The sequence below is a fragment of the Chelativorans alearensis genome, from assembly GCF_010993735.1.
GTDB lineage: Bacteria > Pseudomonadota > Alphaproteobacteria > Rhizobiales > Rhizobiaceae > Chelativorans > Chelativorans alearense.
The window spans coordinates 75,857-101,450 of the sequence record NZ_WQNI01000010.1 but is presented as its reverse complement, the minus strand read 5'-3'; the positions used below and the strand labels follow the sequence as shown (position 1 = coordinate 101,450).

The following is a 25,594-nucleotide window of genomic DNA, read 5'->3' as shown; positions in this document are numbered from 1 at the left end:
TAGAAAAGCCGATAAGCGATGCTCATGGCATAAACACCGTCTGCCTGCCGAATGACGGGCTCGCGGTGGCGGGGGCGGCAGGCCCGTCGCCCGCCAATGGCGGATGCGGAGAGACGGTCCGATTTGTCCGCACAGGAGCTAAAGAGATACGATGACATCACCGCGAACATGGAATGTTACACTGGCCGGCGAATGCATGGTTTGCCGGCCGTTCATGCTCCACGACGAGCCGGAATTCACCGGTGTCATCAATCTTCTGACAGACTCGGACATCACCTACGCTCACCTCGAAATGAACTTCGCCGATTATGAAGAACTTCGCTGGCCGGCCCGTGGTCAGGGTATCGGCAGCTTCATGATGGCCGATCCCGAAATCGCCATGGATCTGAAGTCCGCCGGCATCGATATCGTGTCGACTGCCCACAACCATAGCTTCGATTTCGGGGCCGAGGGGCTGCTGGCAACCAAGAAGCATTGCAAGGCAGCCGGGATTGCATCAGCGGGAACCGGCGCGGACCTCGAGCAGGCCAGCGAGCCGGCCTATCTTGAGACGAAGAAGGGGCGCGTGGCGCTTGTCTCGACCAGCTCCGGCAACCAGCATTTCATGTGGGCGGGACTTCCGAAGGGAGCGCTTCAGGGGCGCCCCGGCGTAAACCCACTCCGCATCTCGTATGAGTTCGTCGTGGACGAGAACACGGCCGCCAATCTCAAGGAGTTCGGCCGCAACCTCAACGTGCTCAAGCCGGTCAAGAGTGAGAAGCCGGGCGCCTTCGGCATCCTGATGCCCGGCACGCAGCAATGGGGCGACGTCAATACCTTCGTTGAGGGCGACCGCTTCGACATCGTCAGTCGCTGCCACCAGCGGGACCTCGAGCGCAATCTGCGCTCGATCGAGGAAGCAAAGGCAATGGCTGACCTGGTGCTGGTCGCGCATCATTTCAGCGTGGCGGATGGCCCACGTGGCGACACCCCGCCGAAGTTTGTCCGGGAATTCGCCCATGCAGCGATTGACGGCGGGGCCGACATCTATGTCGGGCATGGGTGGCACAAGACACTGGGCATCGAGATCTACAAAGATAAGCCGATCATCTACGGGATCGGCAACTTCTTCGCCCAGTCCGAATTCATCCAGCGCGTTCCTTACGACAGCTATGACGCATGGGGGCATGATGTCGACCGCCTGCCCACGCTGACGCCGGCGGCGCACCCGCTCCATCCCGGCCTAGACACGCCGTCGGACACCTGGTGGAGCTCGGCGATCATCAAGGTCGAGATGGAAGATCAACAGCTCAAGCGCATTCACCTCCACCCGGTGGAGATGGGCCGCGAGAGCACACCGGATGCCCCCCAGACCCGACGCACTGGAAGCGGCGAGCATGCCTTCACCGAAGGAAGGCCGATGCTGGCAAAGGGGGACGATGCGCTGCGAATCCTCGAACGCTTTCAGCGTCTGTCGAAGATGTATGGCACCAACGTCGAAATCTATGGCGGCGTGGGCACAATCGATTTGTCCAGTGCCGAACCGGCCGCACTGTCGGCCTGAACATAAATCCGGCCGACGAGGCCGCAAGATACTTCGCCGGCGGCCTACCTGCCGGCGGCGATAAGAAGAAAACAGGGAGGAATTCGAGCCATGAGCGTGGCGACTCCGGCACTTGAGGTGGTCGGCGCGGGGCACGTGGCGCAACCGAACCATCCGCGGCTGTTGCGGGTATCTTCCCTCAGCGTGTCGTTTCCAGGCGCGGAGGGGCGCGAAAGCGAGGTCGTGAGCGAGCTCAGCTACGAGATCGCCCAGGGGGAGACGCTCGGCGTGGTCGGCGAGAGCGGCTGCGGCAAGACAATGACTTCGCTCGCCATCATGGGACTGCTGCCAAGTGGTGCCAAAGTTTCCGGATCGATCGAGTTCGACGGCAAGGATCTGACAGCCTTCAGCCCCAGGCAATGGCGGAGCCACCGTGGCCGAGAGGTGGCCATGGTGTTCCAGGAGCCAATGACGGCCATGAATCCGGTCATGAAGGTTGGGCAGCAAATCGCGGAAGTTCTCGTCAAGCACGAGAGGCTCAGCAGACGGGCGGCCTTCGGCCGCGCAGTAGAGCTCCTCGCCAGCGTCCATATCCCCTCGCCCGAGCGGCGGGCGCAGGACTATCCCCACCAGCTCTCCGGCGGGATGAGACAGCGCGCCATGATAGCCATGGCGCTGGCGTGCCGCCCGAAGCTGCTGGTGGCGGACGAACCGACCACGGCGCTCGACGTGACCGTCCAGGCGCAGATCCTCGATCTGATGCTTGAGTTGCAGGAGACATACGGAACGGCAATACAGTTCATCAGTCATAATCTTGCGGTGGTCTCCGAGGTCGCGCACCGCATCATGGTCATGTACTCGGGACGTATCGTCGAGTACGCGCCGGCCGAGGACCTGTTCTCCAATCCGCTTCACCCCTACACGCAGGGGCTGATCAGGACGCTGCCGGACATCGCCCAACCGATGGCTGAACTCTACACGATCCCTGGGTCCGTCGGCGGAAAGCGACCGTCCGGCTGCCGCTTCTCCAACCGGTGTCCGCTAGGCGACGCGCGGTGCCGCGAAGCCGAGCCAGCTTTGCGTGAGGTCATGCCGCGCCATCACGTCGCTTGCTTCAAGGTGAACTGATGAACGCTCTCGTTGAAGTCGACAACCTGAACCTGCACTTCCCCATCGACGGCGGATTCTTCAAGGAGAAGCTTACGCTCAGGGCGCTGACCGATGTTTCCTTCTCGGTCGAAGAGGACGAGACGCTGGCGATCGTAGGCGAAAGCGGAAGCGGCAAGACCACACTCGGCTACGCAATCTCAGGGCTCCTCTCCCCGACCTCCGGACGGATCAAGTTCGGCGCGGGTTTGGGTGGCCATTCACAGGAAAGTCCGGTGCAGTTGGTCTTCCAGGATCCCTTTTCCGCGCTCGACCCGCGGATGATGGTAGGAGATATCGTTGCCGAACCACTGCGCCTGCAGGGGGTGAGCCGCGCCGAGCGGCTCCAACAGGCCGATGACGTGCTGGAACAGGTGGGCCTACCCGCCGAAAGCGCGCGGCGATACCCGCACGAGTTCTCGGGTGGGCAGCGTCAGCGCATCGCCATAGCGCGCGCACTGATTGCGAAGCCCAAGCTCATCGTCGCCGACGAGCCGCTTTCCGCGCTCGACGTCTCGATCCAGAGCCAGATCCTGAACCTGCTCAACAAGATCAAACGCGACCGCACGATCAGCTATCTGTTCATCAGTCACGATCTCGGCGTAGTCCATCATCTCGCCGACCGGGTGATAGTGCTCTATCTCGGCCGCATCATGGAGATCGCGTCGCGCCAGGATTTGTTCGCGACGCCAAGCCACCCCTACACCCAGGCGCTTCTGGAGTCGGTCCCTCGCATCGGACGTGGACGGCGCAAGCCGGGCCAGGCGCTCAAGGGCGAGATCCCGACACCGTTGTCACCGCCGCCAGGCTGCGTCTTCCACACCCGGTGCCCCAGGGCGCAGGAAGACTGCCGCCACCATGTCCCAGAGCTATTGCCGGCACCGGGACGCCCCGAACAGCTCTCCGCCTGCCATTTCAAGGACTGATGCCATGCTGAGATACACATTCTTCAGACTGGTACAGGCCGCTTTCGTCCTGCTCGTGATGACATTTCTGCTCTTCATGCTGATCGGCATGATGCCGGGCGACCCGGTCGAGAACATGCTGGAGGGCAATCCGGCGCTAACCCCCGAGCTGGCGCGGCAGATGCGCGAGCTCTACGGTGTGGGCGTTCCCCTGCCTGTTCGCTACTGGCACTGGCTGACTGCGGCATTTCAGGGCGATTTCGGCTTTTCCAGTCTCTACTTCCGGCCGGTGCTGGAAATCCTGGGCCCCGCGCTTCTGCAGACGCTGAAGCTGATGATCGCGACAATCGTGCTGTCGATCCCCTTGTCGTTGCTGTTGGGTGCCATCGCGGCTCTGCGACCCGGCGGTTGGATGGATACCGTCATCAGTTTCTTCGCCTTCGCAAGCATTTCACTGCCCAACTTCTGGCTGTCCTTGATCCTCATCATCGTGTTCGCCGTGCAGTTGGGTTGGCTGCCGGCCAGCGGCACGCCGCTTGCCGAAAACCCCTCCCTGGGACTCCAGATCTACCATTCGATACTGCCCGTCACAGTACTCACCATGTTCTTCGTCGGCCCGCTCCTGCGCTACGTGCGCGCGTCCATGATCGAGACCATGAGTTCCGACTACATTCGCACGGCACGGGCCAAGGGTCTCTCTGAGACGACGGTCATCGTCAAGCACGCGTTACGCAATGCGCTCATTCCCATGGTGACCGTGCTGGCTCTTGGCTTTGGAATGCTGTTTTCCGGCGCCCTGGTGGTGGAGACCATCTTCGGCATTCTCGGTATGGGCAAGATGATTTTCGACGCCATTCGCTATGTCGATTTCAACCTCGCGCTCATCGGTCTTCTGCTGGCCACCATCGTCACGCTGGTATCCAACCTTCTGGCAGATCTCGCCTATGCCTGGCTCGATCCGAGGATCACACTGAAATGAGCGCGATCGACACAGAACTCGCCGGCATCCCCTCGGCTCCTCGCCAGACGATCTGGCAGCTCCGGCGCAAGCGCTTCCTGCGCAACAAGCCGGCGGTAATTGCGCTCGCAATACTCGTGGTGCTGGCGGCTCTGTGCGTGCTGGCCTACCCGTACAGTCTCCTCATGGGCCTCGATCCCAACGAGACCAACCTTCTGATGCGCTTCCGTCCCCCCTCTGCCGAGCACTGGCTGGGCACGGACTCGCTCGGCCGAGACGTGCTGCTGCGCCTGATGTATGGCGGTCAGGTGTCAATCGCCGTCGGCGTACTGGGAACCTTGCTGACTGCCCTCATCGGCGTCCTGATCGGCGTCTGGGCCGGCTTTCTTGGCGGCAAGGTCGATGCATTCCTGATGCGGTTGACTGACGTCGTCATCGCACTGCCGATGACGCCCGTCCTTATCGTGCTGGGTGCCGTGGATCTGTCGAAACTCGGGCTGTCTCAGGCGCTCGCAAGTTCGCCCGGAGTGGTTTTCCTGCGCATCGTGATCATTATCGCTCTGGTGGACTGGACAACCATCGCGCGCATCACGCGTGCGGCGACAATCGAGGTGCGACAACGCGAATATGTGAAGGCGGCGACGGTGAGCGGCGCCCGGCATCTCTACAACGTCCTGGTCCATGTGCTGCCCAACATCACCACGCCGATCACGGTGGCGGCAACGCTGTCGGTGGGGCGCATTATCCTGTTCGAATCCACGCTGAGCTTCCTCGGCTTCGGCATCGTTCCGCCTACGCCGTCATGGGGCAACATGCTTACCAATGCGCAGGAACTCGTCATTTCAGCGCCGGCGCTGGCCGTCTATCCCGGTCTGCTGATCTTCCTGACCGTAATTTCCGTGAATTTCGTGGGGGATGGGATCCGCATCGCGTTCGATCCTCGCTCGGAAAAATAGGTCCGGATCCCCGGACCTCCATCAAAGTTCTCTAGGGAGGAAGACTGAGATGACTAGACTGAAACTTCTACCGGCCCTGGCCGCGCTAGGGCTCATGACCGCGCCTGCGGCATACGCTCAGGCCGACGACGAGCAACTGGTGCTTGGAGCCCGTCAGTTCCTGACGAACTTCCACCCGCTGGTCCAGGTCAACAACACCAAGAGAAACCTGATCAATTTCTCGCTGCGGCCGCTCACGGCGTTCTACCTCGACGGCGACAACGTCTGCGTCCTCTGCGAGGAACTGCCCACGGTGGAGAACGGCGGCGCCAAGATCGTCGAGAACGCCGACGGCAGCAAGGGCATGGAAGTGACCTTCAAGTTCAAGGAAGGTCTTTCCTGGGGCGATGGCACGCCAGTGACGAGCGACGATGTGATATTCACCTGGGAGATGGCGAACGACCCGAATATCGGCTTTTCCAACTACAACCCGTGGACCCGGGCTTCCGATATCGAGGCGATCGACGAGCGCACCTTCGTCATCCGTCTGCCGGAAGTGATGCAGAGCTACAATTCGTGGGATCAGGTCATTCCGGCCCATCTGGAACGTCCGATCTACGAAGCCAATAAGGATCTGGAGAGCTACACACGCCAGACGCTCTATAATCGCGAACCCGACAACCCGGGCCTTTGGAACGGCTCATATATTCTGAGCGACTATGCGGTCGGCCAGCGCGTGGGCTTCGGGGTCAATCCGCACTGGCCTGGCAAGACTCCGGACATTGAACGCATCGTGGTCAGCTACCGCGACAACTCGTCGGCGCTGCTTCAGGCTGTACTGGCCGACGAGATCGAGACCATCGTGGTCAGCCCCGGCGGCATCAGCTTCGAGCAGATGCTCGAGTTGCGCAAGCAGCACCTGGATCGCTTTCAGTTTTTCGTGCGGGACGGCACCAATCTCGAACGCATCGCCGTCAACTTCGACAATCCGGCTCTCGCCGATCTCAAGGTGCGGCAAGCGCTGATGCACGGCATCGACCGCCAGGCGATCACTGACGCGCTGTTCGAAGGGCTGCAGGCTGTGGCGCACACCTTCGAGAGCCCGGTGAGCCCCTACTACAATCCCGACGTGCGCAAATACGAATTCGATCCGGAAAAGGCGAAACAATTGCTGGCGGAAGCGGGCTGGACGCCGGGTCCTGACGGCATCTGTGTGAACGACAATGGCGATCGGCTCTCATTCGAGTTCGTGACCACGGCCGGCAATACGACGCGCGAGCAGCTTGCGCTGGTCATCCAGAGTCAGCTCAAGGAGATTTGCGTCGAGACGCAGAACAAGTTCGTCGGGCTGCAGGAATATAATGGCGAGTACGCGCGCAAGAGAGGTTTCTCGGGCATGATCCTGTCTTCGATCCAGTTTTCGCCATCCACCTCGCCGCGCATAGCCCTTGGCTCGGACGCCATCCCGACTGAGGAAAACGCCTGGGTGGGCAACAATTTCTCCGGCTATGCCAGTGAACACATGGACGAGGCGGTCGCTGGCTTCGAGCAATCGCTCGAACAGACCGGGAAGGCGAAGTACTCCGGCCAGGTGCAGGAGATATTCGCGGAGGACCTGCCCATGCTGCCGCTCTACTTCTACGCAGCGGCCTACGTGGCCATCCCGCAAGTCGGCAATTTCAACTCCACGCCCTTCGACGTGAATGCAATCTGGGCCGAGGAATGGACGCTTAACTAGTTCCTCGACGTCCCACGGGGGTTGGGGCAGACCCGCGGGCCTGCCCCTTTCAATGTTTGAAGCATCGGGCCAAAATATGCGCATCGCCATTCTCGACGACTATCTGGAAATTTCGCAGCAGGTCGCCGACTGGTCTGCCGTAACGTCAAAAGCCGAAATCGTGGTCTTCAACCGTCCGCTGGCAGTGCCCGACGAGGCGGCCGAGGCGCTGAAGGACTTCGATATCATCTGCACGCTGCGCGAGCGGATGCCCATCCCACGCCGTCTCATCGAACGCCTCCCTCGGCTCAAATACATTCTCGTGACCGGCAAACGGTACGACACCATCGATGTGGAGGCGGCCGCCGAGCAAGGTGTCCTCGTTTCGAACACCAAGGTCGATGGCCGTGGCGGTGGTTCGGTCACAGAGCTCGTTTGGGGCCTCATCCTGGGGCTTGCCCGCAACATCCCGCTAGAAGACCGGCTGATGCGACAAGATGGCTGGCAGCATTTCGCCGGCACCACCATCCGCAATAAGACACTGGGAATCATCGGTCTCGGCGGGCTAGGGCGGCAGGTGGCAAGCGGCGGCAGGTTCTTCGGCATGGACGTCGTTGCGTGGAGCCAGAACCTGACGCCCGAGCGAGCTGCGGAAGCCGGTGCACGCTATGTCAGCAAGGACGAACTTTTTAAAACCAGCGATTTCGTCACGGTGCATGTCGCTTGGAGCGAACGAACCACCGGTCTTGTCGGCGCCCGCGAACTCGGCCTCATGAAGCCCAGTGCCTACCTGATCAACACCGCGCGAGGCGCCATAGTGGACGAGGCAGCGCTGATCGATGCGCTGAAAAACAGGATGATCGCCGGGGCAGCTCTCGATGTCTATCAGACCGAACCCTTGCCGGCCGATCATCCGCTGCGCGGCCTCGACAACGTCATTCTCACACCTCATCTCGGCTACTTCACGCGGGAGATGCTGGCGATCTATTACGGCGATGCGGTCGCCGCGATCTCGGCCTTCATGGACGGCACGCCGATCGGCGTGGTGAACGGGGCGACACGGAATGGTAAGTGAGCGCCTTGACCACCGCCCTGGTCTCCTCCATCGCTTGCGCAATATAGGGCATCTGCGCCTGCTGACGCAGAGGCGGTTCGGGCTCTATACCCTCGGGAACGGCATTTCGCTCACCGGGTCCTGGATGCAGCGGATCGCGTTGATCTGGCTGGTGTGGGAGATGACGGGCTCGGGCTTCTGGCTCGGCATGCTCGCGACGGCCGACATGCTGCCTATCCTCGTGGTGGGGCCTTTGGCCGGCGCGGTGGCCGATCGGACGAACCGTCTCAAGCTGACGCGCTTGTGCCAATATGTCCTCGCCGGCATCGCCGCCCTTTTGGGCATTCTGCTGTTCTTCGACCTGCTCAACCTGCCCATGCTCATGGCGCTCGCCGCGGCCAACGGTTCGATGATCGCGCTCAGCCAGCCTGCGCGCATGGCGCTGGTGCAAAGCCTGGTCTCCCGCGAAGACGTGGGGTCGGCGGTTGCCCTGAGTTCGGTCAACATCAATCTCGCGCGGCTTACCGGACCGGCAATCGCCGGTATCATGATCGTGCATTTTGAGGTCGAACTGATCTTTCTTGCCAACGCGCTCTTGACCATTTTCTTCGTCGCGCTGCTTGGGCTCATCAAAATCGATCCGCCACCTGCCCGGCAACCGGAAGGAACGGTGTTCACGCAGATTCGCAGCGGTGTGATCTTCGCTTTCGGCGACCGGGGAATCCGATTGCTGCTCATCCTGCTTTTCCTGGGCGGTGCCGGGGTGCGATCCGTACAGGAGCTGTTCCCCGCCTTCGCCGAGAACAATTTTACATCGGCGGCGACCGGCCTCGCCTTTCTAACCTCGAGCATGGCCGTAGGGGCGATCGCGGCCGGGCTCACGTTCGGCGTCGACACCTCGCTGAACGGACTCGTGCGGAAAGTAGCGACGTCATGGGCGCTGGGGGCCGCGGCACTGGCAGCGCTCGTGGCAAGCGGTTCCGCAATGCTCGACACTGCACTGGCGCTCATCATCGGGTTCTTCGTGACCCGTAGCGTGATCGGGACACAGACATTCGTGCAGTTGCGGGCGCCCGACTCCATGCGCGGGAGAACGCTCAGCGTGCATGGCCTTATCTCGCGGGGCAGCCCGGCACTGGGGGCGCTGGGCACAGGCTGGGCCTTCGACCATGTGGGTCTTACCCTCCCCGTGCTTTTGGCTACGGGATTGGTGCTTCTCGCGGTCATCGCCACCATACCGGCAATGCGCGCGCTCGGAGATATCGGGCCGGGAGACGGCTAGCTAGCTGGTGCTTGCTGGCGCAGAAAGGCGCGGTCTTTCAACGCTGTCGCTCAATCGAGCGCAGCATCTCAGTACCACCTCTCAGCAAATTCTATGGCCGGAGCGGGTTTCCCAATTTCATAGGGCCACGGTACGAGACCTAGTCTTCAGAGTAAATCGCCCCGAGGTATCTCGATCTGGAATTGGCCATTGCGTCCGCGGTGGCACGGGCCGGTAAGCACGCAAGAGGAAGGCTCCGCATACATGATCATCGACTGTCATGGACATTTTACAACCGTCCCCACCTCGCTGCGCGAATACCGCAAGATGCAAGTCGCTACCTGCGAGGCCGGGCAAACCAGTGACTTCGCACCACCGCCTGACTTTTCGGATGACGAGCTGCGCGAACGTCTCGAAAACGCTCAACTCGGGCTGATGAAGGAACGCGGTATCGACCTGACGCTTTTCTCGCCGATCGCAGGTCTGATGGGGCATCATCAGGGCAACGAAGCACTCAGCAGGCACTGGTCGCGTATCTGCAACGACCTGGTCCACCGCGTAAGCAATCTCTATCCCGATCGCTTTGCGCCGGTGTGCCAGCTGCCGCAATCGCCCGGAATCCCCCCGCAGAATTGCATCGAGGAGCTCGAGCGCTGCGTCAGCGAACTCGGTTTCGTCGGCTGCAACCTCAACCCCGACCCGAGTGGCGGCCACTGGACCGATCCGCCGCTCACCGACCGCTGGTGGTACCCGCTTTTCGAGAAGCTGGCTGAGCTCGAGGTGCCCGCCATGATTCATGTCAGCGGCTCGTGCAATCCAAACTTTCACCACACTGGCGCGCACTACCTGAACGGCGACACGACTGCCTTCATGCAGTTCCTGCTTTCAGATTTGTTTAGGGATTTCCCGACGCTGAAGTTCGTCATTCCGCACGGGGGTGGCGCTGTGCCCTACCACTGGGGGCGCTATCGCGGCCTCGCGCAGGATCTCAACCGTCCACCGCTGGCCGAACTGCTGATGGAAAACGTCTTCTTCGACACCTGTGTCTATCATCAGCCGGGCATCGACCTGCTGACGGAGGTGATCCCGGCAGAGAACATTCTATTCGGGTCCGAGATGGTTGGCGCGGTGCGCAGCGTCGATCCCGAGACAGGCCATTACTTCGACGACACCAGGCGCTACGTCGAAGCTCTGACAGGCTTGAGCGAAGTGGACCGCAAGAAGATCTACGAAGGCAACGCTCGGCGCGTTTATCCGCAGTTGGACAAGCGCCTTCGGGAACAGGAAAAGATTACCACGCCGGCCTGAGGCCGTACGGCAGACATCCTCAAATGTGCGCTGGGGGAGGCGCCGGTTCGGCCACGGCTACCGGCGCCTTATCCTCCTGCGGTTTGCCCAGTTGCGAGACTTCTCGCAGTTCGGGAAAGACACGATACCACACGCCGCAAATGCCCAGAGCGACAATCGCTCCGCCCGCAACGGCCAAGACCGGGCCGAACAGCGCCGCCGTGGTGCCGGCGCGGAAGCCGCCGACCTCGTTTGATGCCCCGATGAACACCTGATTGACCGCGTTGACCCGTCCGCGCAGGTCGTCGGGCGTGTGGAGCTGGATCAGGGTGCTACGGATCAGAACGCTGACCACATCGAAGGCCCCGATAAGGATCAGGCAGAGGACCGAGAGCCAGACTACCTCCGAAAGAGCAAAGACGAAGGTGAACACGGCAAAGCCCGCCACGGCGGCGAACATGATCCGGCCGGCGTTGCGCGTGATCGGATGGCCGATCAGGAAGAGACCGACCATGACGGCGCCCAGCGCCGGAGCCGCTCTCAGAAGGCCCAGCCCCACCGATCCGATATCCAGCACGTCGCGCGCATAGACCGGGAGGAGCGCGATCGCGCCGCCCAGAAGAACGACGAATAGATCGAGCGAGATTGCCCCAAGGATGATCCGCTTCTCCCGAATGAAGCGGAAGCCCGCTGTCATTTCCGACCAGTCGCGCCGCGCCCGCGATATCTGCTGGCGAATGCGCGGTAAATGAGTGATCAGCACGGCGGCGACAAGGAGAAATGCGAAGGCTACGCCGTAGGCGGCCACCGGGCTTATCCCATAAATGAGCCCTCCGGCCACGGGACCGCAGATCGTCGCAATCTGGTGCGCACTGTTATTGGTAGCCAATGCCCTCGGTAAGTGCTCCGGCTCAACGATGTTGGTCACAATGGACTGCCGCGCCGGATTGTAGAAGGCCCGAACAGCCCCGAACATCAAGATGAGGGCAAAGATGGGAAGCGTGGACTTGTTGCCGATCCAGGCGAGATAGGCGAGCCCGCCGGCGACGAATGCCATCATTGCCAGGCAAGTGCTCATCACCAGACGACGCGGGAGCCTGTCCGAGACCGCGCCTGTAAACAGGACGAGCGCGAGTGCGGGGGCGAACTGCGACAACCCCACAAGACCCAGTTGGAACGGGTCGCCCGTCAGGTCATAAACCTGCCATCCCACGGCGACCGTCTGAATCTGGATGGCGAAGCCGCCCAGGAACAGGGCGGCCACCAAGGACGGGAAACCCCGGCTCGCGAAGACAATGAGCCGCGACCGCAGGCTGCTCATTCCGCCCGACCGGCGCTCATTTGAGCCCGATCGTGGTATCGTCGAACAACTCCTCGACGGACATCCTGCGACGGACCAGCCCTTGCTGGTGGCAGTACTCGATTGCCAGTTCCAGCCCTGGGCGCAGCGCCTCGAACCCGTAGGGGCGCATGTCGATCTCGCCTTTCACGCCGGCGCGCGCCTTGCTCTCCTTCAGCAGGCGGAAAAGCTCGGCCACCACGTCGGGACGGTCCCGCGACAGGTCCGAGCGGACCACGAACATGTGGTTGACCGAGACCGCGCGATGCTTCTCGTACCACGCCCGGGCGGCCGCTTCCGGGTCGGGAACCACCGTGCGCAGGCGCGGGTCGTCGGGCATATCGCTGCCCAGCATGGCGGCATCGAGTTCGCCGTCCAGCAGCATGTCCTTGAGCTTCTTGTCCGGCGGCGCGATGATCACATTCGGCGGGTTCTCGTATTCGGCCACATGCGCGTCCTCGAAGGTAAGCCACGTCACCTTGCTCAGATCGACACCGAACTGGTTCTGCAGGATGCCGCGCACCCACATGCCGGTGGTCTGGGTATAGGCGCGGACACCAACCCGCTTGCCGGCCAAATCCTGGGGACGCAGCTCTCCGCGTTCGATGTTGTAGGCGATGCAGTGGTGCTGGAACCGTCCCGAGATGGTCGCCGGCAGCAAAGTCAGCGGCTTGCCCCAGTCCTTGGCCTGCAGGAACGTGGCGATGGCCAGTTCCCCGGCGTCGAATGCGAGTTCGCGCACCATCGGCTTGAAAGCGTGGTTCGAAACCTCATAGGGCGCGAAATCGAACGCAATCAGATCCGAACCGATCTCCCCCGTCCGCAGCGCATGAGTGACGGGATAATCCGCCAGCAGGGTGTGGAGACGCATGGGAGCGGTCATGACGCGACCTCCTCGTCGGCCAGTGCGGGATAGAGGATCTGCGCGGTTCCGGCCAACACCATGTGGCTCTGCTCGTCCGGCAGGCACGACAGCACCGACTTCGCCCTTGCGACGATGCCGGGCAGATCGCCTTCCGAGGACGGGTAGTTCGACCCGAAAGCCATCCGCTCCGCGCCGAAGACGCTGACGAGCCTAGGGAAATAGGTCTCCGCCGATGCCTTGCCCTCTAAGACCTGGTCGAACGTGCGCGGCGTCACCTTGAGATAGACATTCGGCAGGTCGGCCAAGACGAAAAGCACCTCGCCCTCCTTGTAAGGCGGGCCGTCCGCCACGGGCGCGCGGGCTAGATGGTCGATCACCACCTTGACCTTCGGAAACCGCCTGGCCAGTGACCCGGCCTTGGGCAGTCCGACCGGGCGGGTCTGGATGCTGATCGCCATGCCATGCTCGCCCGCGGCCTCCCAGGCAGGATAGGTCACCGGGTCGTCGAGCCAGTCCACATTCACTTGAATGGTGCTGCCGCCGGTGAACAGGCGCAGGCCCTGGATGCCGCGGCTGGCCAGGTCGGCGATGGCCGCCGGCGCATCCGCTGCGGTGACGTCGACGCAGCCGACCCCGCAAACGCGCTCCGGCAGCTTGGCAATGGAATCGACGAGATAGCTGTTATCGTAGCCGTAGCAGGTGGACGACTGCACGATCGCCGCCTTATCGACTCCCGCCTCGTCCATCGCCTGTACGAACTGCTCGAAGGTGACAGGGCGTTCCCTGGACCAGGTCGACTGCTTTCCGCCCAGAGGCGAATGGGGATAGGCCGTCATATCGTTGGAGATAATATGAGGATGAATATCGATTACTCGGCTCTTCATTGCGTGTCCTTTGGCCCTTTTCCTCAGAAAACCAGTGTCGGCAAATATTCGGTACGGGCCGGTTTTCACGCCAATCCAATCCCTTTCCCTCACCATTGGAAATTTGATCTAGCGTTGGCAGCCGCAAACCGGGACACACGGACAAATCTATGGGTGCCGGCGCAGAACCTATTCGCACATCGCGGGTGTCCGGATTTCAATTGGCCTAGCCCGCCTTCGGGACGGGCTAGGCAATTGCAAGCTGGGAGCCTCTGGATGACCACCGACACCGATCTGTCGCTCATGACCTGCCTGCGGAACTATCCGCACACTCAGGCCCTCAAGACCGGCGCCATGGGCGTTCCCGGTGTCAGGCTCGACTTCGTCGACGTTAAGCCGCACATCGCCGCCTTCCGCCGGATGGTGCGGGATCTGGAATTCGACGTGGCGGAGCTCGCGCCCACTACCTACATCATCGCCCGCGCCTACGGCGTGCCCATCATCGCGCTCCCGGTGTTCTTCTCGCGTCGGTTCCACCACGCCGGTCTCGTCGTGCGGCCCGATTCCGGAATCACCGAGCCCACGGATCTGGAGGGCAAGACGGTGGGCGTGCGCGCCTATTCGGTAACGACCGGGGTCTGGACACGTGGCATCCTGCAGGAAGAGTACGGTGTCGACCTCGACAAGGTGACCTGGATGGTCGACGACGAGGAGCATGTCGAAGCGCTCAGGCTTCCTGAAAACGTCGTCCATGTTCCCGAGGGAAAGTCCCTTGCCGGGATGATCGCGGCCGGTGAGATCGATGCGGGGTTCCTCGGCAACGCCGGAATCGGCCGCCAGGGGGCCCCTAAAGAGAACTGGAACAAGAACGTGCCGGTGAAGTCGCCGGAGCTGCGCGAGCTGATCCCCGATGCCGAGGCGGCCGAACGCAGCTATTACGAGCGCATGGGCATCTATCCGATGCACAGCACGCTGGTCCTCAAGGAGGAAGTGCTGATGGCACGGCCGGCGCTGGCAAGGGACATCTTCGATGCCTTTGCGGCCGCCAAGGACGCCTATCTGGCCGAGCTGCGTGCCGGCACCGCCGCGGGTACGGATGCGGAAAAACATCGTGCGCTGGCAGAGATCGTCGGGGAAGACCCTCTGCCCTACGGGCTGGAAGCCAACAGGGCCTCGATCGAGGCCCTGATACGCTACGCCCACGGGCAACGGCTCATCCCGCACATAGTACCGGCCGAAGATGTCTTCGTCGACTTGTAGGGGCCGCCTGGCCACTCCCATTGGATCTGCCGGTTATGCGAACATGACAGGGAAAAAGCCTCATGCCACAGAAAGAAATCGGAAGACTGAACAACGTTATCGACGCCCTGGAACGGGGTGGTCATGCCTTCATGGCGTTCGCCAGGGCAGAACGCGAAGAGGCCATCGCATTCGCTGCCTCGCCGCTGGACGGGGTGCTGTTCGAGATGGAACACAGCCCTTGGGATGGCGCCAATCTCCGGGACGCTCTCCAATACATGCTGGACCGGCGCCAGATCGCTTCATCTGGAACCTTGGCGCCATCGGTCGCGCCCTTCGTGCGCATCCCCGCAAATGGGGCGGAGATGAACCAGTGGCTCGCCAAGCAGGCGCTCGATAGCGGCGTCTACGGCGTCGTCTGGCCGCATGTGAGCACGGTGGAGCAGGCAATGAACGCCGTGACAGCCTGCCGCTATGCACGCCCACCGGAGGACGGGCTTTCCCATCCGGTCGGCCGGCGCGGCGACGGCCCCAAGGCGGCCTCGCGCTACTGGGGGCTCAAGCAGGCCGAGTATTATGCGCGCGCCGACGTGTGGCCCCTCAACCCCGCAGGAGAGATCCTCTGCATGCTCATGATCGAGAGCGTCGAAGGTATGAAAAATCTACGCGAGATGCTTGCCGAGGTGCCTGGGATCGGCGCCATCATGATCGGCGAGGGCGACCTATCCCAAGCGCTTGGTCATTCACGCGACTATGAGCATCCAGTTGTCCGGGAGGCAATGACCGAGATACTGGCGCGCGCCCGCGAGGCCGATGTGCCGGTCGGGCATCCGCATGTCTCAGCGGCCAATGCGCAGAAGGTCATCGAGGAAGGCTACCGTATCCTCTTCACCACGCCGCAGCGCAGCTATGCCGCCTACGAAAGCGCGCGGACGGCCCTGGGCGTGAATTGATGCGCCTTTTCAGGACGCAATGGCCAACTCGGCAGGCCCGCGCTGCTCCTTTTCGCGCATGGCAGGCGAGGTGGCTGCACGCAGACAGTCGATGAAATCAAGATGCGCCTCCGTTGGCAACCAGCCCGACCGCGTAGTAAGCCCCTTGGGCGGCATAGGACTGAGATACCGGCAGGGCAAGCTGATCAGCATCCCGGCACTAACGTCGAGCGTCATCTCGCCGCGCGTCATCACGGTAATCATATCGCTTTTGGACAGCAAGGCGCGCAGGGTGGCCAGCGAGCTCGTCTCGATCCCAAAACGCGGCTTCCGGGGAATGTCCTCGAACAGCCGGTCGATCTGTTTGCGACGCGGTGTGCCGGCGGCCGGCACAACCCAGTCGTATTGCGTCAGTATCTCCGGCGTTATGTCGGGCACCTTGGTTAGGGGATGGCCGCGGCGGGCGGCAATGCAGTAGGAATCGCGGAAGAAGATTTCCTCCTCAACATCCGTTGCCCATTCGGGGCGTCGCAGAAGCCCGAAGATCATGTCGATGCGGCAATTCTCCAGATCGTCCAGCAGGCTGTGGTAGTCCCTTGTCAGGATCTGCACGCGCGCCTCAGGTCTTTGGGCCAGCAACGCGCATATGGCGGTCGCCAATTCGCAAGAACCCGCCATAGGCAGGGCGCCGACCACGATCTTTACGTTGCCGGTGCCGGTGACGCTCCGGACCTCGCCGCGCGCGAACTCGATCTCGCGCACGGCACGCCGCATCCGGCGCGCAAGGTATTCACCTGTCTTGTTACAGACCTGACCATTCGCCGTGCTGATGAACAGGCGGTGGCCGATATGACGTTCCATCTCCCTGACAGAGCGATACAGCGTGGACGCCGAAACGCCAAGCTGCGAGGCCACCTCATTGACGGTCGACGGTTCCGAAGTGACGATCAGCGCTCTGATCTGCGTGGCGGTGATCAGGCGCTCCACCGGCGGCGCCAGGCGTTCCGAGGCGCCGCGGACTGCCGCCATCGCGTGTTCCAGGATGTCGAAGAACCGGTCGATGCGCCGCAGGAACAGCCGCCCCACTTTGGTCGGGTAGGTTCCCGTGGCCCGTCTTTCGAAAAGCTCCGCGCCCAGCTCGGTTTCCAGGTTCGAGATCGCCTGGGTAACCGCAGGCTGCGATGTGTTGAGCGTGCGCGATGCACAGGTAACGCCGCCGAGTTGTCCGATCATCTGGACCATCCGGAGATGGCGTATGTTGGGTATATCCAGGCAGTCGTTCATGTTTGTGTCTCTTGGTGAAACTGCGTCCTGCCGCCCGATACCTTACATTGAAGGTACCCAGTTGGCGAGCGCCGGGAAGATTTCGCCCAGAATGGTACTCGGCCAAGGCACGGAGATGATCCTGTCGAAGACCAGGTAGACGAAAGCCGTGACGAGGACCGCATAGCCCAGGCAGACCGGCCAGCGCTCCCGTCCCTCAAGATACATAAAGGCGACGATGAAGAGCGGCGTCGTGGGGATCAGGCCGATCACAGCCATGGAAGCCATGAAAGCCAGGAGCCAGCCGAAGAACTGCGCGCCGCGCAGAGCGACCGCCCGTGGCGGCAGATCGCCAATCTCGGAGGCCAGATCCATATGGATGCCGCTTTTTCGAGTTGATCTCGCTTCAACCGCCGCGTCGCTGCGGGCGAAGATCACGAAGAACAGGCTGATGGCGGCGAAAATCATCATCGCCGTGCCGATGACAACCGGCCCGACCCGCGCTCCGAAAGGCCAGTCGAGCGCCTTGTATACAAGCAGACCGGCGAAGATGAGGAAAAAGGCATACACAAGGTCCTCGAGTCGGAAGGACGGACGCCCCCGCGGCACGAGATTGCCTACGCCGATCCGTCGGATTTCGGCGATCATCGGCCTGAACAGAGCCAGCAGGGCCAGTATGAGCAGGATCATGACCAGCGGGCGCAGCAGCCACTCCCATTCGAAGCGCAGGATCGAAATCTTCATGTAGCGCTCGATGAGACCGCCGAGGACCAGGCCGAGGATGACCGGCGGGCGCGGCCAGCGCAGACGCTTCATCGTCCAGCCGATGACACCGAATATCAAGAGCGTGTAGAGGTCGCCCCAGTTGCGTGATCCTTGGAAGGCGCCAACGTAGACAATCGCCATGATCGCCGGCAGCACCAAGGTGTAGCGCAGTGTCGAGATCTTGGCGAACTGCCCGCTCAACGCGAAGCATAGGCCGGCACCCACTATGTTTGCGACCGCGATGCTCCAGGCCATGGAATAGGTGACCTCGAGATTACGCGTCAGCATGTCCGGTCCTGGAACAAAGCCGTGGACCATCAGAGCGCCCAGCAAAATCGCCATGCTCGCGCTGCCGGGGACCCCGAAGGCGAGCGTCGGGATCAGCGCGCCGCCGTCGCGGGCATTGTTGGCGGATTCCGGTGCGATCACCCCGCGGACGTCCCCCTTCGAGAACGTCTCCGAAGCGCCCTTCTCGGTACGGATCGCATGGCCGTATACCAGCCAGTCCGTCACCGAGCCGCTGATCCCCGGAATTGCCCCAAGCAGGGCGCCGAGCCCACTGCAGCGCAGAATCAGAAACCAGTTCTTGACGCAGTCTCGGGCGCCCTGAAGCATCCCGTCGCGGGGGTTGAAGGCGACTTTGTCGCTCAGCGCGCCACGCCGCACGGCGAGGTCGGCCAGCTCCGGCAGTGCGAAGATCCCCAGCAGGATCGGCAGCAAGGGCACGCCATCCCACAGGTACAGAACTTCGCCGGCCCAGCGGAGAGTACCGGTTTGTTGTTCCGTTCCGATCATCCCGACCATGATGCCGAAGCAGGCTGCGACCATGCCGCGCAATGGTGTGTTTCCCGACAGCGCCGCGACCATGGCGATACCGAAGACGGACATGGCAAGCAGCTCCGGCGAGCCGATAGCCAATACGAATGGTCGGACGATCGGGATCGTGAGGCCGAGGATCAGCGCACCGAACACACCGCCGGTGAGCGAAGCGACATAAGCCGCACTCAGCGCTCGCCCCGCCTCACCTCTTCGCGTCATCGGCAGGCCGTCCAGAACTGTGGCCTGCGATGATGCCGTACCAGGCACGCCGAACAGCACCGCCGGAATCGTGTCCGATGTCGCCGTGACCGATGCCATGCCCAGCAGCATTCCGAAGGCTGCTATCGGCTCCATGGTGTAGGTGAACGGAATAAGCAAGGCGAACCCGGTGTGGCCACCAATGCCAGGAAGCAGCCCAATGGCCAGGCCGACAAAGACGCCGATGCATATATAAAGAAGACGCTCCGGCTGCAGGATCGTCTGAAACGCGTCCATGGCAGCCTGCAGCACATAGAAGTCGCCTAGCCCGTCCATTCTAGTTGGAACCCCATTTGTGTTGCTGGGAAGACACCATCTTGACGCGGTTCATCGCAGCTTGTCCCCGTTCGCAGCTCCTGTCTCCCGCAGCGGAGCCATGATCGGCTCAACCGGCCCTGCCCCAAGGCAAAGGATGTTCCCGACCAATCTGCGGGCCCATTCTTCGGGCATGCGGCGGATCGCGATAGCCATGAACTTCTCGACCACCACAGCCTCGTCGAGCCCCCGCTCGGGGAAGGAATGGCCGGGATCGTAAAGACATTCCTGCACTTCTGTGCTGCCGTCACCGAAGGTCACGCGCACCCGGCTGGGCATGCTGCCGGGCGCGCGTTCTGCAAAACCGCGCTCGACCCGCAGTTCGGTAACCTCGATCAGCCGCCGCATGTCCGGCGCTTCCCAGCGCTGGTCGCGGAACTGGTGATCTGTCATTGCGCCTTCGACCATCGCGACTGCGGGCAGGAAGGTGAAGCTGTGGTCGGCCGCTTCTCGGGTCTTCGGGAACCGGCGCTCGATTTCACCCTGCTGTTTCCGGATCATCGGCAGGTCGGCCATGATGACCTCGATCCGGCTGATCGCGTCGACGCGGGAACGAACCCGGGGATGCAGATCCAGCCCCGCCTTGATGGCGGTTTGCGCAGTGCCGATGCAGGCAAAGGGTTTGATGTTCGAGGTCATAATGAAGGGAGGCTGCTCGATCGGCCCCCATAGCCTCTCAAGCTCCAGCGAAGGGTCGAACACCTGGTGCAGCCCGCCCCTGTGGTCCAAGACCTCCAGCGGACCGGTGATACCACGCTCGGCCAGCAGTGCGCCCTGCACGCCGCTCTGCGCGATCATTGAATTGGCCAGGTTCTTTACTCCAGACAGCCTGCCCCAGCGCACCACCGAGGGCGTCGCGCAGCGAGCCGCACCCAGGGCTAGCGCGTTTGCCTGCCGCGCAGGATCGAGCCCGGCGAGGCGGCCGTAAATCGCTGCGGCGACAAGACCCGAAACCGAGGTGCCATCCCAGGCCGAGCTGAACGGCATCAGCTGTCGCAGTCGGCGGAAAAGCTCGTAGCCCATCGCAAGGGCCGCAATCATATCCGTTCCGGTCGAGCCGAACCGCTCTGCGGCTGCCAACGCGACTGGAATATTGTCGCTGCAATGGCCTGCGACGCTGAGTTCCCCTTCCTTCAGGAAAAACTGCACGTCGTTGTAGTCCAGCGACCGCACAAGTGCGCCGTTCAGCAAGACGGCCGACAGTATCGACGATTTCTGCGCCCGACCGATGAGTGTGCACTGGGGAGAGCCTCCCATCTCCTCAAGCATCGCAGCGACATTCACGGGCGTACTCACATCGAGCGCCGCGACCGCACAGGCGATGGAATCGGCGATCAGAAGCCGCGCTTGACGGGCAACGAGCGGGTCGGACCACAGCGGGTCGTCGGAGAGGGTCCATCGCGCAAGGTTGCGAATGGGCGCGGCCGAGTCGTTGCCCTCGTCGAAGGTATTCAGCAAGTTCTTCCTCCCATAGGGCGGGCCCATACAGCAATCGCCGGATGGCCCTCCCAACCACACCAGCATTCGATATCCTTCCGGAGATGCCCAATTGGAAGACGATATCGGCCCATAAGAAACATTACTGCACCCAGGGGCAATCTTCCTCACAGAAGATGACAGTCCAAAGCTGATCGCGCTCTCGCCAAGTCGTCAAAGACTGGGGTTTCTGGCAACGATTGAATGGGGCGGCCGCCAAATCCAATAGGTCTCGCACCGGTGAAGGCAATTACATTTTTGGTGCCGGCGATCAGCAAAGAGCCATAGGGAGGCGCCATGGCCGACAACCAAGCCATTTCTCCAGGGCAAGCCATTTCTGCAGGGCTTGCCGAATATATTCGGAAAGCCGCACACGAGCAGCTACCCGCCGAGGTAGCCAAACAGGGGCGCTTGCATCTGCTTGACACGCTTGCGGCCATGGTCTCGGGCAGAACGCTGCCCGCAGGCCGGGCGATCATCCCTTTCACGCGCGTCGCAGGCGGGCCGCAGATGGTATCGGTGCTGGCAACAGATATTCTGACTGGCCCAGCGCAGGCGGCAATGGCGAACGGGATGCTTGCCCACGCTGACGAAACGGACGACTCCCACGCACCCTCGCTGACCCACCCCGGATGCGCTATCGTTCCTGCCGCGCTCGCCGCCGCAGAGTGGCTGGCGCGGGACGGTGCCGCGCTCGTCCGCGCAGTCGTGCTCGGCTATGACGTCGGTACGCGGATGTCGATGGCTTTGGGCGGGAGCAAATTCGCCGACACCTATCACCTGAGCTCCCACGCCTGGGGCGGAGCTTTCGGCGCCGCGGCCGCTGCAAGCGCTTTGGGGCGCCTGTCCCACGAGCAGATTGTGTATGCGCTCTCGTATGCGGTGCAAAGCGCCTCGGGCAACCGCTGCTGGCTGAGGGACCCGGATCACGTGCAGAAAGCCTTCATCTTCGGCGGCATGCCCGCCCGCACGGGGGTTGAAGCCGCGAGCTTCGCCGCGGCGGGATTTACCGGCGTGAGCGACGCGATCGAGGGAACGCCCGGGCTCCTGGCCGCTTTCCCGCTGACGGCGGAACCCACGCGCCTCATGGACGGGCTGGGCAGCCGGTTCGAGGTCATGCGGACCTCCATCAAGAAGTGGTGCGTGGGCTCTCCCCTCCAGGCTGCTCTGGACTGCATCGAGGAAGCGGTGCGCGAATTGAAACTCGCCGAACCCGAAGTCGAATCGATCGTCGTGTCGCTACCTGAACAGCGCAGCCTGGTTGTGCAGAGCGATATGCCCGACGTGAACCTCCCGCATGCTCTTGCACTCTACCTGGTTGACGGCTCGGTCGGTTTCGCCAACCTGCACGATCACGCCCGCATGGCCGATCCCGAGGTGCGCCGCGTTACCCAACGCATTCGGGTGGAGCCACGCCCCGGTGCCAAGCGGAGTGAACAGGCGCACTTTACTCTGCGGACACGGGACGGCCGCCGCTTCTTTCGAGCGCCGGAACATGTGCGCGGCCAGCCGGGAAATCCAATGACCTCGGCGGAGGTGGCCGACAAGGCGCGCGACCTCTTCAGTCTCGTTCTTGGAGAAGCACGCGCTAGCGAACTAGTTGACATGGTGCTCTCCATCGAGTCCATCGCCGATGTGCGGGATCTGCGCCGCTTGTGGAGACGTGCATAGATGAATCGTGACGCTATCCGTGGGAACCTCTGGAAAATAGATAATTTCCGCTCCAGTCCTGGAGGAATTCTATATCGGGCGAGCCAAAATCTATTTCCTTGAATCCTCGAATGGTCCGAATTCTAGAGAAGCTCGATCACCTGCCGGAACGAAATCCGCGACAGGTGTTAGTCCGACCCGATCAGGCGGACCAGCAGAGGGAGGAAAAGAAATGAAAATCAATGCAATCTGGAAGGCGCTTGCCGTCGCCTTGGTCGTCATGGCCGGAACCACGAACACACAAGCGCAAAGCGTTGAAGAGTTCTACAGCCAGAACGACATAACGATGGTGGTCGGAACCGCTGCGGGCGGCTCCACCGATTTCTTCGCCCGGACGATGGCGCCGTACCTATCAAAATACATCCCGGGCAACCCGGATATCATCGTCCAGAACAAACCTGGCGCCGGCGGGCTGATTACTGCAGCAGAGCTTCAGACCACGATGCCGAGCGACGGTTCCTATATAGCCACCCTTCAACGCAACAACTTCACCGATCCGCTGCTCAGCGACGAACGAGTGGATTTCGACGCGCGCGAGGTCAAGCACATCGGCAGCGTTGGTAAGGAGATCTATGTCATCTTTCAGCATCCGGACGATCCGGGAACAACCACAGTCGAAGAGGCTCTGAATCACGAGATGATCCTGGCCGCAACCGGATCAGGCAGTGCCAACTACACCTACCCCCTGCTGGTGAATGAACTTCTCGGCGGTAAGCTCAAACTCGTCCCGGGTTATTCCGGCAACGAGGAGCAGGCGCTGGCGATCGAACGGGGCGAAGCCGACGGGCGCGCCGGCACCTACAGCATGACCCAGCGTGGCCAGCTGAAGCAATGGCAAGAGGATGGAAAGCTGCATTACGTCCTCCAGTTCGCTTTGGAGGACCATCCCGACCTCGCTGGGGTGCCGAATGTCTTCGATGCCATCAAGGACGATGAAACGCGCAGGATCTTTCGTTTCATGCTGATCCCCCAAGGCCTCGGCCGCATCTTCTCCGCTCCCGGAGATATTCCGGAAGACCGTCTTGCCGCATTGCGTGAGGCTTTCGTCCAGGCAGCCGAGGATCCCGCCTTCATCGCCGAGATGGAGCGCAGCGGGGCCGAGGCTGAATACACGACCGGCGAGGAACTCCAGGAAATGGCCGAGGAACTGATGGGTACGCCACCGGCCATCGTCGACCGGATCAAGACATTGATCTCGGGAAGCTGAACATTTCGCCCTTTCCAGCACCGGCCGCCCGTCAAGAAGGGGCGGCCGTCCATCTCGGCCCACGCAGGTTCGCCCAGCTCTATCGACGACCGGATGCATTTGCCGGATTTCTCGGCTGCGAGATTTCTCGGCGTGACTGATGAGGGGCCTGCCCCTTCCCCATGGGCGGCGCGAGAGCGGTGCTCTCCGCAACAGCCGGGGTCCGGTGGGGCGATCTCAATTCTCGCGGAGGCTGCGCCGCGCGCTGTCGAGGATCGGGCCGAGAAGATAGGCGAATGCGCTCTGCTCGCCGTCCATAAGCATCACTTCGGCAGGCATTCCTGGGACGAGCCTCACTTTGTCCAGGCTTGCGAGGTCTTCGGGAAGCACTTCCACCTTTGCAAGAAAATAGGACGATCCCGTACGTTCATCGGCCATCGCATCTGCCGAGACCGAGCGAAGCCTGCCATGAATCTGCTGCAGATTTCGCTGCCGGTAAGCCGTCAAGACCACGCGAGCGGACATGCCGGGCCTGATGCGCTCGATGTCCGTAGGTCGAACCCGGGCGTCGATGACCAGTTGGCTGCCGTCGGGCACAATATCGAGTAGCGGCTGCCCGGCGCCCACGACACCGGATACCGTATTGACCCGCAGGTTCATCACCGTGCCGTCGATCGGTGCGCGAATTATCGTGCGCTCCAGAATGGCCTCGCGCGATGGTAACTGGCCTTTGATCTCAGCGACGATCCTGCGAATATCGGCGAGTTCTGCACCGATCTTCTCCTGGCGCTCTTCGTTCAGGGTGAGCAGTTGCAGACGCGTTTCTCCGATCGCCTGTGCGTTCTCGGCGATCTTGGCGCGGTTCGCAGCTTTCGTGGCCTCAATGTCGGCGCGCCCGCGCTTCAACGCCAGAAGCCGCGGTTTCCGTGCTAGGCCTTGATCCAGAAGATGTTGGGCGGCCGCTATTTCTTCATCGACCAGTGCGATCTGCTCCTCCTCGGCGGCAAGCATCCCGTGATATCCAGCATTCTGCTCCTGCAGTTGCCGAATTCGGGCCTCGAGAATCTGTATCCGTCCCTTGTGCGCCGCACGCCGGCTGAGAAACAGCTGCTGCTGGCCTTGCACGACTTGCTGCAACCCCTTTGAATCTTTGAGGAAGAGCTCGGGAAAGCTGATTTCGGCAGCATCAGTCCGCTCTGCCTCGAGCCGCGCTTCGATGGCGAGTAGATGCAAGAGCCGCTCGCGCAGTTCCGCATCCAAAGCCTTGGCCTTGGTATCGTCGAGCGTGACCAAGGGCGCTCCAACCTCGACCGTCTCGCCCTCCCGCACGTGGATGGCTTGTATGATGCCGCCTTCAAGGTGCTGGATGGTTTTTCGATATCCGTCGGGGCTGATTATCCCGGGGGCGAGCGCCGCACTGGCCAGTGGAGCCAACGCGGACCAGCCGCCGAGCACCGATACAAACAGGACCGCCGCCACAATGCCCAATCGTCGCGGATACCGCGTAATGTCCCGGAGTGTGTCGGGATGCGTTGCCTTCCGATGCAGCAGGGCCGAGCGAAACAGCTGCGCGAAAACCAGCACCACAACCAACGTCGCTCCGCCGATCGCGGCGAGAATGGTGGCCTCACTCGCCTCCATTCCCCTGAGCGCCAACTGATCCCGGATCACGGCGATAAGAAACGTGTAGCCCGCTTGCAGCGCCTCGATCGCGCGGGAAAGCTGTGTTTCGACCCAAGCGGCCGTGAGATTGAGCGTATCCGGCATCTCGGACATGGT

20 protein-coding genes are annotated in these 25,594 nt (G+C 62.1%); 13 read left to right on the top strand and 7 right to left on the bottom strand.

What is annotated here, in order from left to right; translation table 11 throughout:
- Positions 1-151: 151 nt before the first annotated feature.
- The 9 genes from GPJ75_RS16455 (at position 152) to GPJ75_RS16415 (ending at position 10,806) form a co-directional block, all read left to right on the top strand.
- On the top strand, positions 152-1,543 hold the full coding sequence (locus GPJ75_RS16455; protein WP_163269420.1) for a CapA family protein: 1,392 nt from the start codon (positions 152-154) through the stop codon (positions 1,541-1,543).
- 90 nt (positions 1,544-1,633) lie between these two features.
- Positions 1,634-2,650: an ABC transporter ATP-binding protein gene (locus GPJ75_RS16450; RefSeq protein WP_163269419.1), complete on the top strand. Its 1,017-nt coding sequence runs from the start codon at positions 1,634-1,636 to the stop codon at positions 2,648-2,650.
- On the top strand, positions 2,650-3,594 hold the full coding sequence (locus GPJ75_RS16445; protein ID WP_163269418.1) for an ABC transporter ATP-binding protein: 945 nt from the start codon (positions 2,650-2,652) through the stop codon (positions 3,592-3,594). Before GPJ75_RS16450 ends, GPJ75_RS16445 begins: the two co-directional genes overlap by 1 nt.
- A 4-nt stretch (positions 3,595-3,598) precedes the next feature.
- Positions 3,599-4,552 (top strand): ABC transporter permease, encoded by a 954-nt coding sequence (locus GPJ75_RS16440; RefSeq protein WP_163269417.1) that lies wholly within the window; start codon positions 3,599-3,601, stop codon positions 4,550-4,552.
- Positions 4,549-5,487: an ABC transporter permease gene (locus tag GPJ75_RS16435; RefSeq protein WP_163269416.1), complete on the top strand. Its 939-nt coding sequence runs from the start codon at positions 4,549-4,551 to the stop codon at positions 5,485-5,487. The genes GPJ75_RS16440 and GPJ75_RS16435 overlap by 4 nt, the downstream gene beginning before the upstream one ends.
- Before the next feature lie 49 nt (positions 5,488-5,536).
- Complete coding sequence (locus GPJ75_RS16430; RefSeq protein WP_246249090.1) at positions 5,537-7,204, top strand: peptide ABC transporter substrate-binding protein; 1,668 nt, start codon at positions 5,537-5,539, stop codon at positions 7,202-7,204.
- A gap of 76 nt (positions 7,205-7,280) precedes the next feature.
- Positions 7,281-8,258: a D-2-hydroxyacid dehydrogenase family protein gene (locus tag GPJ75_RS16425; RefSeq protein ID WP_163269414.1), complete on the top strand. Its 978-nt coding sequence runs from the start codon at positions 7,281-7,283 to the stop codon at positions 8,256-8,258.
- Positions 8,248-9,519, top strand: a complete 1,272-nt coding sequence (locus GPJ75_RS16420; protein WP_163269413.1) for an MFS transporter — start codon at positions 8,248-8,250, stop codon at positions 9,517-9,519. Before GPJ75_RS16425 ends, GPJ75_RS16420 begins: the two co-directional genes overlap by 11 nt.
- 243 nt (positions 9,520-9,762) lie before the next feature.
- On the top strand, positions 9,763-10,806 hold the full coding sequence (locus GPJ75_RS16415; protein ID WP_163269412.1) for an amidohydrolase family protein: 1,044 nt from the start codon (positions 9,763-9,765) through the stop codon (positions 10,804-10,806).
- Between the two features lie 19 nt (positions 10,807-10,825).
- Here GPJ75_RS16415 and GPJ75_RS16410 read toward each other — a convergent pair whose 3' ends face one another.
- Genes GPJ75_RS16410 through GPJ75_RS16400 form a run of 3 tightly spaced genes read right to left on the bottom strand, consistent with a single transcriptional unit; the run spans position 10,826 to position 13,873 of the window.
- Positions 10,826-12,106 carry an MFS transporter gene (locus GPJ75_RS16410; RefSeq protein WP_163269411.1) on the bottom strand — a complete coding sequence of 427 codons (1,281 nt, stop codon included), beginning with the start codon at positions 12,104-12,106 and terminating at the stop codon, positions 10,826-10,828.
- 16 nt (positions 12,107-12,122) lie between these two features.
- Positions 12,123-13,007, bottom strand: coding sequence for a substrate-binding domain-containing protein (locus GPJ75_RS16405; protein WP_163269410.1), 885 nt, complete (start codon positions 13,005-13,007; stop codon positions 12,123-12,125).
- Positions 13,004-13,873, bottom strand: a complete 870-nt coding sequence (locus GPJ75_RS16400; protein WP_163269409.1) for an amidohydrolase family protein — start codon at positions 13,871-13,873, stop codon at positions 13,004-13,006. The genes GPJ75_RS16405 and GPJ75_RS16400 overlap by 4 nt, the downstream gene beginning before the upstream one ends.
- 255 nt (positions 13,874-14,128) lie before the next feature.
- Here GPJ75_RS16400 and GPJ75_RS16395 point away from each other — a divergent pair, with 255 nt between their 5' ends.
- Together GPJ75_RS16395 and GPJ75_RS16390 are read left to right on the top strand one after the other, a co-directional pair.
- Positions 14,129-15,112 carry an ABC transporter substrate-binding protein gene (locus tag GPJ75_RS16395; RefSeq protein ID WP_163269408.1) on the top strand — a complete coding sequence of 328 codons (984 nt, stop codon included), beginning with the start codon at positions 14,129-14,131 and terminating at the stop codon, positions 15,110-15,112.
- A 62-nt stretch (positions 15,113-15,174) separates the two neighbouring features.
- Positions 15,175-16,044, top strand: coding sequence for an HpcH/HpaI aldolase family protein (locus GPJ75_RS16390; RefSeq protein WP_163269407.1), 870 nt, complete (start codon positions 15,175-15,177; stop codon positions 16,042-16,044).
- 9 nt (positions 16,045-16,053) lie between these two features.
- On the opposite strand, the gene GPJ75_RS16385 is transcribed toward GPJ75_RS16390, so the two are convergent.
- From GPJ75_RS16385 to GPJ75_RS16375, 3 genes are all read right to left on the bottom strand, one after another.
- A complete protein-coding gene (locus GPJ75_RS16385; RefSeq protein ID WP_163269406.1) occupies positions 16,054-17,307 on the bottom strand; it encodes a LysR substrate-binding domain-containing protein in 1,254 nt (417 codons plus the stop codon).
- Between the two features lie 42 nt (positions 17,308-17,349).
- The gene (locus GPJ75_RS16380; RefSeq protein ID WP_246249089.1) at positions 17,350-19,380 is read right to left on the bottom strand and encodes a tripartite tricarboxylate transporter permease; all 2,031 of its coding nucleotides are present in this window, start codon (positions 19,378-19,380) and stop codon (positions 17,350-17,352) included.
- 75 nt (positions 19,381-19,455) lie between these two features.
- Positions 19,456-20,901, bottom strand: a complete 1,446-nt coding sequence (locus GPJ75_RS16375) for an MmgE/PrpD family protein (protein WP_163269404.1) — start codon at positions 20,899-20,901, stop codon at positions 19,456-19,458.
- A gap of 315 nt (positions 20,902-21,216) precedes the next feature.
- On the opposite strand from GPJ75_RS16375, the gene GPJ75_RS16370 reads away from it, so the two are divergent.
- Together GPJ75_RS16370 and GPJ75_RS16365 are read left to right on the top strand one after the other, a co-directional pair.
- Positions 21,217-22,590: an MmgE/PrpD family protein gene (locus GPJ75_RS16370; protein WP_163269403.1), complete on the top strand. Its 1,374-nt coding sequence runs from the start codon at positions 21,217-21,219 to the stop codon at positions 22,588-22,590.
- Between the two features lie 259 nt (positions 22,591-22,849).
- On the top strand, positions 22,850-23,836 hold the full coding sequence (locus GPJ75_RS16365) for a Bug family tripartite tricarboxylate transporter substrate binding protein (RefSeq protein WP_205602560.1): 987 nt from the start codon (positions 22,850-22,852) through the stop codon (positions 23,834-23,836).
- 216 nt (positions 23,837-24,052) lie between these two features.
- Here GPJ75_RS16365 and GPJ75_RS16360 read toward each other — a convergent pair whose 3' ends face one another.
- Positions 24,053-25,591, bottom strand: coding sequence for an HlyD family type I secretion periplasmic adaptor subunit (locus tag GPJ75_RS16360; protein ID WP_246249088.1), 1,539 nt, complete (start codon positions 25,589-25,591; stop codon positions 24,053-24,055).
- Positions 25,592-25,594: the final 3 nt, after the last annotated feature.

Excerpts from the sequence above, each read along its gene's own strand:
- GPJ75_RS16455 (WP_163269420.1), top strand. The coding sequence starts at position 152 with ATGACATCACCGCGAACATGGAATGTTACACTGGCCGGCGAATGCATG.
- GPJ75_RS16410 (WP_163269411.1), bottom strand. The coding sequence starts at position 12,106 with ATGAGCAGCCTGCGGTCGCGGCTCATTGTCTTCGCGAGCCGGGGTTTC.
- GPJ75_RS16365 (WP_205602560.1), top strand. The coding sequence starts at position 22,850 with ATGGCCGGAACCACGAACACACAAGCGCAAAGCGTTGAAGAGTTCTAC.
- GPJ75_RS16360 (WP_246249088.1), bottom strand. The coding sequence starts at position 25,591 with ATGTCCGAGATGCCGGATACGCTCAATCTCACGGCCGCTTGGGTCGAA.
- GPJ75_RS16395 (WP_163269408.1), top strand. The coding sequence starts at position 14,129 with ATGACCACCGACACCGATCTGTCGCTCATGACCTGCCTGCGGAACTAT.
- GPJ75_RS16405 (WP_163269410.1), bottom strand. The coding sequence starts at position 13,007 with ATGACCGCTCCCATGCGTCTCCACACCCTGCTGGCGGATTATCCCGTC.
- GPJ75_RS16400 (WP_163269409.1), bottom strand. The coding sequence starts at position 13,873 with ATGAAGAGCCGAGTAATCGATATTCATCCTCATATTATCTCCAACGAT.
- GPJ75_RS16370 (WP_163269403.1), top strand. The coding sequence starts at position 21,217 with ATGGCCGACAACCAAGCCATTTCTCCAGGGCAAGCCATTTCTGCAGGG.
- GPJ75_RS16440 (WP_163269417.1), top strand. The coding sequence starts at position 3,599 with ATGCTGAGATACACATTCTTCAGACTGGTACAGGCCGCTTTCGTCCTG.
- GPJ75_RS16430 (WP_246249090.1), top strand. The coding sequence starts at position 5,537 with ATGACTAGACTGAAACTTCTACCGGCCCTGGCCGCGCTAGGGCTCATG.
- GPJ75_RS16450 (WP_163269419.1), top strand. The coding sequence starts at position 1,634 with ATGAGCGTGGCGACTCCGGCACTTGAGGTGGTCGGCGCGGGGCACGTG.
- GPJ75_RS16435 (WP_163269416.1), top strand. The coding sequence starts at position 4,549 with ATGAGCGCGATCGACACAGAACTCGCCGGCATCCCCTCGGCTCCTCGC.
- GPJ75_RS16420 (WP_163269413.1), top strand. The coding sequence starts at position 8,248 with ATGGTAAGTGAGCGCCTTGACCACCGCCCTGGTCTCCTCCATCGCTTG.
- GPJ75_RS16385 (WP_163269406.1), bottom strand. The coding sequence starts at position 17,307 with ATGAACGACTGCCTGGATATACCCAACATACGCCATCTCCGGATGGTC.
- GPJ75_RS16415 (WP_163269412.1), top strand. The coding sequence starts at position 9,763 with ATGATCATCGACTGTCATGGACATTTTACAACCGTCCCCACCTCGCTG.
- GPJ75_RS16445 (WP_163269418.1), top strand. The coding sequence starts at position 2,650 with ATGAACGCTCTCGTTGAAGTCGACAACCTGAACCTGCACTTCCCCATC.
- GPJ75_RS16425 (WP_163269414.1), top strand. The coding sequence starts at position 7,281 with ATGCGCATCGCCATTCTCGACGACTATCTGGAAATTTCGCAGCAGGTC.
- GPJ75_RS16390 (WP_163269407.1), top strand. The coding sequence starts at position 15,175 with ATGCCACAGAAAGAAATCGGAAGACTGAACAACGTTATCGACGCCCTG.